This is a genomic window from Bradyrhizobium sp. DN3 (assembly GCF_041357655.1).
Lineage (GTDB): Bacteria > Pseudomonadota > Alphaproteobacteria > Rhizobiales > Xanthobacteraceae > Bradyrhizobium.
Genome location: NZ_JAULLN010000066.1, coordinates 1 through 5,627, shown reverse-complemented (window position 1 = coordinate 5,627; position 5,627 = coordinate 1). Strand labels below are relative to the sequence as shown.

General features: G+C 64.0%; 7 protein-coding genes. 6 read left to right on the top strand and 1 reads right to left on the bottom strand.

Annotated features, from left to right (window positions below; translation table 11 throughout):
• Positions 1-63: 63 nt before the first annotated feature.
• Positions 64-636, bottom strand: coding sequence for a DUF3280 domain-containing protein (locus tag AAE027_RS39280; protein ID WP_091898400.1), 573 nt, complete (start codon positions 634-636; stop codon positions 64-66).
• A 59-nt stretch (positions 637-695) separates the two neighbouring features.
• On the opposite strand from AAE027_RS39280, the gene AAE027_RS39275 reads away from it, so the two are divergent.
• The 6 genes from AAE027_RS39275 to AAE027_RS39250 all read left to right on the top strand — a co-directional run bounded on the left by AAE027_RS39275 (position 696) and on the right by AAE027_RS39250 (position 5,561).
• Positions 696-1,877 (top strand): ABC transporter substrate-binding protein, encoded by a 1,182-nt coding sequence (locus AAE027_RS39275; protein WP_370991145.1) that lies wholly within the window; start codon positions 696-698, stop codon positions 1,875-1,877.
• Positions 1,862-2,854, top strand: coding sequence for a YVTN family beta-propeller repeat protein (locus AAE027_RS39270; RefSeq protein ID WP_370991144.1), 993 nt, complete (start codon positions 1,862-1,864; stop codon positions 2,852-2,854). The genes AAE027_RS39275 and AAE027_RS39270 overlap by 16 nt, the downstream gene beginning before the upstream one ends.
• On the top strand, positions 2,851-3,657 hold the full coding sequence (locus AAE027_RS39265; RefSeq protein ID WP_370991143.1) for an ABC transporter ATP-binding protein: 807 nt from the start codon (positions 2,851-2,853) through the stop codon (positions 3,655-3,657). Before AAE027_RS39270 ends, AAE027_RS39265 begins: the two co-directional genes overlap by 4 nt.
• On the top strand, positions 3,654-4,502 hold the full coding sequence (locus AAE027_RS39260) for an ABC transporter permease (protein WP_130211771.1): 849 nt from the start codon (positions 3,654-3,656) through the stop codon (positions 4,500-4,502). The genes AAE027_RS39265 and AAE027_RS39260 overlap by 4 nt, the downstream gene beginning before the upstream one ends.
• The gene (locus AAE027_RS39255; protein ID WP_370991142.1) at positions 4,499-5,107 is read left to right on the top strand and encodes a hypothetical protein; all 609 of its coding nucleotides are present in this window, start codon (positions 4,499-4,501) and stop codon (positions 5,105-5,107) included. Before AAE027_RS39260 ends, AAE027_RS39255 begins: the two co-directional genes overlap by 4 nt.
• A gap of 148 nt (positions 5,108-5,255) precedes the next feature.
• Positions 5,256-5,561, top strand: coding sequence for a copper-binding protein (locus tag AAE027_RS39250; RefSeq protein WP_370991141.1), 306 nt, complete (start codon positions 5,256-5,258; stop codon positions 5,559-5,561).
• Positions 5,562-5,627: the final 66 nt, after the last annotated feature.

Genomic DNA, 5,627 nt, shown 5'->3' with positions numbered 1-5,627 from the left:
CCCGGAATTTGCTTTCGCAAATTCCGGCCTCTCCCCGCAGGCGGGGAGAGGCGAACAAGCCCTCTACTCCGGTCGCCCGTAATTCGGCGCCAGCAAACGGTTGCGGATCAGATAGCTCATCGTTCGCGTCCAGGATTCATCGCTGTTGCCGCGCATGTCGGCGCTGGCGACCGTGATCATGTTGCCGGATTTCACGTCGCGCAGATAGATGTTCAGGTTGATGATCAGGTTCGAGACCTTCTGGACGAGGCCGGTGATCTCCAGCTCCGCGCCGAGCTGCCCGGCGAGCTTGAGGTCGCAGCCGCCGCAAGCCTGTAAGTTCGCGTGACGGGCGGCATCCCTGATTGGGGCGATGTCGAGCACCTGGAACCTGCCTGAATCAGCCAGCTCCTTGCGCAGCTGCTCGCTGATGCGCTCCAGCCGCGCCAGCTCGGGTCTCGAGCCGTAGAACTCGCCGGGCAGGCTGGTGTCGATCAGCTCGAAATCGAACACCGCCAGTTTCGGCGGGTCGGCGAGCGCGACCGATCCGGTCAACAGCAAAGCGGCCAGACATATCAGCGCTCGCACGATCGTGATTCCAGTCCCCATGCGCGCGAGGACGAAATGCGGGGTTGCATGCCCTGACAAATTGGTCATGCTTTAGCAGAGACAATTCTCCAACGGCGGTCAAGCCGGAGAGATCGTCCGGAGGAAACATGATCCGATGGTTGGTCGGCCTGATCGGCTTGGGTGTTGCCGCGACGAGCGCGCTCGCGGCGGACCCTGTTACGATCGGCGTCGGCTATCTCGGCGTCGCCGGCACCAGATCGACGCTATCGTTGGTCGAGCAGCCTGCGGAGAATGACGGCGTCGCCGGCGTCCGTCTCGCCATCGAGGACAACAACACCACCGGGAAATTCCTGGGCCAGCGCTTTACGCTGGAGGAGCGCCGCATCAAGGAAGGTGAGGATCCGGTCCAGGCCGCGACCGCGCTCGCCGAGAAGAACGGCTTCATCATCGCCGACCTGCCGGCCGATGCGCTGCTGAAAGTCTCGGACGCCTTGCGCGATCGCGGCACCCTGCTGTTCAACGTCGGCGCAATCGACGAGCGGCTGCGCGAGGCTGATTGCCGCGCCAACGTCATCCACACCGCGCCGACGCGCGCGATGCTGGCGGATGCGCTCGGGCAATATCTGGTGTGGAAGCAGTGGAAGCGCTGGCTGCTGGTGGTCGGCTCGCATGACGAGGACAAGCTGTTCGCCGATGCGCTCCGGCGCACCGCAACGCGGTTCGGCGCCAAGATCGTGCAGGAGCGCACCTTCGAGGACAAAGGCGGCGCGCGCCGGACTGACTCCGGCGTGACGCTGATCCAGCGCCAGATGCCGGTGTTCACGCAGCAGGCCCCGGCGTACGACGTGCTCGTTGTCGCCGACGAGAGCGAGGTGTTCGGCGCGTATCTGCCCTATCGCACCTGGGATCCGCGCCCCGTCGCGGGCTCGGCCGGCCTCGTGCCGCGCAGCTGGGATGCCGCGCAGGACCAGTGGGGCGCGATCCAGATGCAGAATCGCTTCGTCAAGCTGAATTCGCGGCGCATGACCGCGCTCGACATGCAGGCCTGGACCGCGGTGCGCATGATCGGCGAAGCCACCTCGCGCACCAATTCCGGCGACGTCAAGAAAGTCACCGATTTCATCAAGGGCCCGGATTTCTCGGTCGCTGCCTTCAAGGGCACGCGGCTCACCCTGCGCGACTGGAATCTCCAGCTTCGCCAGCCGATCCTGCTGGTCGACGGCCGCATGGTGGTAACGGTGTCGCCACAGGAGGGATTCTTGCACCAGGTCTCCGAGCTCGACACGCTTGGCTATGACCGCCCGGAGAGCAAATGCAAGCTGAAATGAGGACGCAGATGTTGCGCATGTGGCGTGTGGGGCTCTTGTCCGGACTGACGCTGGCGGTAGCGCCCGCGCATGCGTTCATCGCCTATGTCTCGAACGAGAAGAGCAACACGGTGTCGGTGATCGATACCGACAGCTGGACCGTGACCAAGACCATCAAGGTCGGCCAGCGCCCGCGTGGCATCGATTTCACACGCGACGGCAAGTTCGTGATGGTCGCGGTCGGCGACGACGACACCATCCAGGTGATCGACGCCAAGACGCAAAGCGTGGTGGACAGCCTGCCCTCCGGCCCCGACCCTGAATTGTTCGCCCAGGATGCCGCCGGAAAGGTCCTCTACGTCGCCAACGAGAACGACAACACGGTGACCGTGATCGATCTCGAGAAGCGCGCCCGGCTCAGCGACATCCAGGTCGGCGTCGAGCCCGAGGGCATGACCATCAGCCCCGACGGCAAGATGCTGATCAACACGTCCGAGACGACCAACATGGCGCATTTCATCGACACATCCTCGCGCCAGATCGTTGCCAATGTGCTGGTCGATGCGCGGCCGCGCTTTGCCGAGTTCAAGCATGACAGTTCGGAATTGTGGGTGTCTTCGGAGATTGGCGGCACCGTCTCGATCATCGATCCCGGGAAGCACGAGGTGATCGGCAAGGTCACCTTCGAGATTCCGGGCCTGCGGAAAGAGGCGATCCAGCCGGTCGGCATCGGCATGACCAAGGACGACAAGACCGCCTTCATCGCGCTCGGCCCCGCCAACCGCATCGCCGTTGTCGACGTCGCGACGCGCAAGGTGACGAAATATCTGCTGGTCGGACAGCGGGTCTGGCACATGGCGTTCACGCCGGATGAAAAATACCTGCTCACCACCAATGGCGTGTCCAACGACGTGTCCGTCATCGACGTCGCCGCGCAAAAAGTGATCAAGACAATTCAAGTGGGCGAACTGCCGTGGGGCGTCGCGATCGCGCCATGACCAGCCCTGCCCCCATCGGTGAGCCGCGCGAGACCTCGAGGCCGGAAGCGGCCGCGGTGCCGGCGCTGTCGATCGACGGCGTCAGCCATTCTTACGGGCCGCGACGGGCGCTGACCGATGTCTCCTTCAACGTGCAGCCGGCGAGCTTCACGGCGTTGCTCGGCCTCAACGGCGCCGGCAAGAGCACGCTATTTTCACTGATCACGCGCCTGTTCGGCATCCAGGCTGGTCGTGTCTCCATCTTCGGTCACGACATCAGCAAGAGCCCTGGCGAGGCGCTGCGGCTGCTCGGTGTCGTGTTCCAGCCGCGTACGCTCGATCTCGACCTCTCGCTGACGCAGAACCTGCTCTATCACGCCGCGCTGCACGGCATCAGCCGGCGTGAGGCGGCTGCACGTAGCGCCGAGCTGCTCGGCCGCATCGGGCTCGAAGAGCGCGCCGGCAGCAAGGTGCGCGACCTCTCGGGCGGGCAGATGCGGCGGCTGGAGATCGCACGGGCGCTATTGCACCGGCCGCGGCTGCTGTTGCTGGACGAGCCGACCGTCGGCCTCGACGTCAAGGCGCGCGCCGACATCATCGGCCATGTCCGCCAGCTCGTGACCGAGCAAGGCATCGGCGTGCTCTGGGCCACGCACTTGTTCGACGAGATCATGCCCGGCGACGATCTCGTGGTGCTGCACCAGGGCAAGGTGCTGGCGCAGGGCCCGATGAGCCGCGTCATCACCGAAGCTGGCGCGCAGGACGTCAACACCGCCTTCATGTGCCTGACCGGCGCGCAAACCATGCCGGGAGGCGGCGCATGAGCAGCATCACCACGCGCGAGGCGCCGCGCGGCTTCTCGTTCGCCGAGTACATGACCTGCCTCACCGGTATCGTCTGGCGCGAGGGCCTGCGCTTCCTGCATCAGCGCGAGCGCTTCGTCTCGGCTTTGGTGCGGCCCCTGGTGTGGCTGTTCATCTTCGCCGCCGGCTTCCGCCAGGTGCTCGGCATTTCCATCATCCCGCCCTATGAGACCTACATCCTCTACGAGGTCTATATCGCGCCCGGACTGATGGCGATGATCCAGCTCTTCAACGGCATGCAGTCCTCGCTGTCGATGGTCTATGACCGCGAGATGGGCAATATGCGCACACTGCTGGTCAGCCCGCTGCCACGCGGGTTCCTGCTGTTCTGCAAGCTGCTCGCGGGCACCGCGGTGTCGCTGCTCCAGGTCTATGCGTTCCTCTTGATCGCCTGGTTCTGGGACATCACGCCACCCCCGTCGGGCTATCTCACCGTGCTGCCGGCGCTGATCCTGTCCGGGCTGATGCTGGGCTCGCTCGGGATGCTGATCTCCTCCGGCATCAAGCAGCTGGAAAACTTCGCCGGCGTCATGAATTTTGTCATTTTCCCGATGTTCTTCGCCTCCTCCGCGCTTTATCCGCTCTGGCGGGTCCAGGAGGGCAGCCCTTATCTGTATTACCTCTGCGAGGCCAATCCGTTCACTCATGCGGTCGAGCTGATACGATTTGCGTTGTATGGACAGATCAACTGGGTCTCGCTGGCGGTGGTCGCGATCTGCACAATCGTCTTCATGATCGGTGCGATTTTCGCCTATGATCCGTCGCGCGGGCTGGCGCGACGCGGGCCTGCGGGAGGCGAAGGATGAAGGTTCTGCTTCTGGCTGCCATGGCAATTGCGCTGTCGAGCACGGCCACGCGCGCGGCCGATTCGCGCTATCCGGACTGGCCCTGCACCCAGGCCAAGGTGCCGGAGATTTCGCTGGCGGCTGTCTGGGCCGGCCCGCCGCTCGACGACGTCCAGAACAAATGGAAGGACGATGCCAAGATCAGCGCGCTGGTCGCAAAGCTGTCGGCGCGCAAGACGCCGCTCGACGAGGCCGAGAAGTCGGTGAAGGAGTTTCTGGCCGCCTCCGCGTCCGACAAGACCGCGAATGCCAAACTGCTGTTCGCCGGCCTGTTCGACACGCTCAACGCCCAGCGCTCCCAGGTGATGAACGGGCTCGAACGCGTCAGCCGCAAGCAGCGCGAGGCCGCCGACAAGATCCGTGAGGAGACGCTGGCGCTCCAGGCGCTCCAGGGCGCAACGCCGCGCGACGATGCCAAGGTCGAGGCGCTCAGCAACGAACTGATCTGGAAGACCCGCATTTTCGAGGATCGTCACAAAGTGGTGCGATTCGTCTGCGAGGTTCCGACCACGATCGACCAGCGCCTGTTCGCGCTCGGGCGCGTGATCCAGCAGGAAATGGAATAGCGTCAGGCTCGCTGACGGCTCACCAAAGTTCCCGTGATATCAGCGCGATCGTTAACCTTTCGCCGCGCTATCTGGCGGAACCAAATCGCTCCAGGATGTCTTGTCGAAGTCAATCCAAGACATCCGATCAGGACATCGGGAGGCCTCGATGGGAACTACAAAATTCAGCTTCGCGGGCGCTGCGGTCATCACCATGCTCGCATCCAGCGCCTTTGCCGACGACATGACCGGAATGGTCACGCGGATCGATCGGCTCAATGGCACGATCTCGATCCAGCAGACGCAGAAAGGCACGGTCGGCGCCAGCTCAGGCAACGCCGGCGCGCTCCAGGAGTACAAGGCGAAGGACGCGGCAATGCTGGAGGCGGTCCATGCCGGCGACAGGGTCAGTTATGCAGCCACCGAGACGAACGGCACGGGCACGCTGACGAAGTTGGAGAAGCAGAAGCCGTAGCACTGGTCCAGATCGTCATGTATGGACGGCCCCCTCTCGGCAAGGGCTTTTTGGTGCTTCAGCAAA

Bases quoted from the DNA above. Each gene is read 5' to 3' on its own strand.
- AAE027_RS39260 (WP_130211771.1), top strand. From the start codon at position 3,654: ATGAGCAGCATCACCACGCGCGAGGCGCCGCGCGGCTTCTCGTTCGCC.
- AAE027_RS39265 (WP_370991143.1), top strand. From the start codon at position 2,851: ATGACCAGCCCTGCCCCCATCGGTGAGCCGCGCGAGACCTCGAGGCCG.
- AAE027_RS39275 (WP_370991145.1), top strand. From the start codon at position 696: ATGATCCGATGGTTGGTCGGCCTGATCGGCTTGGGTGTTGCCGCGACG.
- AAE027_RS39250 (WP_370991141.1), top strand. From the start codon at position 5,256: ATGGGAACTACAAAATTCAGCTTCGCGGGCGCTGCGGTCATCACCATG.
- AAE027_RS39255 (WP_370991142.1), top strand. From the start codon at position 4,499: ATGAAGGTTCTGCTTCTGGCTGCCATGGCAATTGCGCTGTCGAGCACG.
- AAE027_RS39270 (WP_370991144.1), top strand. From the start codon at position 1,862: ATGCAAGCTGAAATGAGGACGCAGATGTTGCGCATGTGGCGTGTGGGG.
- AAE027_RS39280 (WP_091898400.1), bottom strand. From the start codon at position 636: ATGACCAATTTGTCAGGGCATGCAACCCCGCATTTCGTCCTCGCGCGC.